At 64.0% G+C, this 1,168-nt stretch carries 1 protein-coding gene; it reads right to left on the bottom strand.

Going from position 1 to position 1,168, the window contains the following annotated elements:
* Positions 1–1,168: aldehyde dehydrogenase (locus AC1DLB_RS30525; protein ID WP_477786346.1), on the bottom strand; the 1,168-nt coding region annotated here is incomplete at both ends.

A 1,168-nucleotide genomic window follows, 5' to 3' on the forward strand; every position in this document is an offset into this window, starting at 1 on the left:
AGCTTGATCCAGGTCGCTTTGAGTTCGGTGTACTTGTCGAACGCGTGCAGCGATTTGTCCCGACCGTTACCCGACTGCTTGAACCCGCCGAACGGCGCGGTCRTGTCGCCGCCGTCGTACTGGTTGACCCAGACACTGCCGGCGCGCAAGCCGCGAGCGAAGGTGTGCGCCTTGCTGAGGTTGCTGGTCCAGACGCCGGCGGCGAGGCCGAAGATGCTGTCGTTGGCGATCTGCAGCGCTTCTTCAGCGGTGTCAAAGGTGATCAGCGACAGCACCGGGCCGAAGATTTCTTCCCGGGCGATGGTCATGGCGTTGGTCACGCCGTCGAATATCGCTGGCTCCACATACAGGCCACCGGTGCCTTCGAGGGTGCGACTGCCGCCAGCAATCAGTTGCGCGCCCTGGTCTTTGCCGACCTGGATGTAGCGCAGCACATTGTCCAATTGGCGCTGATCGACGACGGCGCCGACGGTGGTTTCAGGGTCGAGCGCATGCCCCGGTTTCCAGGCTTGCAGCGCTTCCACCAGCAACGGAATGAACTGCTCGCGGATCGAGCGCTCCACCAGCAGGCGCGAGCCGGCGGTGCAGACTTCGCCCTGGTTGAAGGCAATCGCACTGGCCGCTGCCCGAGCCGCTGCGCGCAAGTCCGGCGCGTCGGCGAACACCACGTTCGGGCTCTTGCCGCCCGCCTCCAGCCACACGCGCTTCATGTTGCTTTGCCCGGCGTAGATCATCAGTTGCATGGCAATCGCGGTGGAGCCAGTGAAGGCCAGCACGTCGACGTCCATGTGCAACGCCAGCGCCTTGCCGACGGTGTGACCGAAGCCCGGCAACACGTTGAACACGCCTTTGGGGATGCCGGCGTCGAGGGCCAGTTGCGCGATGCGGATCGCCGTCAGTGGTGATTTTTCCGAGGGCTTGAGGATGAACGAGTTGCCTGCCGCCAAGGCTGGGGCGAACTTCCAGCTGGCCATGATCAGCGGGAAGTTCCACGGCACGATCGCGGCGACCACACCTGCGGGTTCACGGGTGATGAGGCCCAATTGGTCGTGCGGCGTGGCGGCGACTTCGTCGTAGATCTTGTCGATGGCTTCGGCGCTCCAGCGGATCGCGTTGGCGGCCGCTGGAATGTCGATGGCCATGGAATCGCTGATCGGTTTACCCATGT

Source organism: Pseudomonas sp. 05N434 (genome assembly GCF_056396965.1).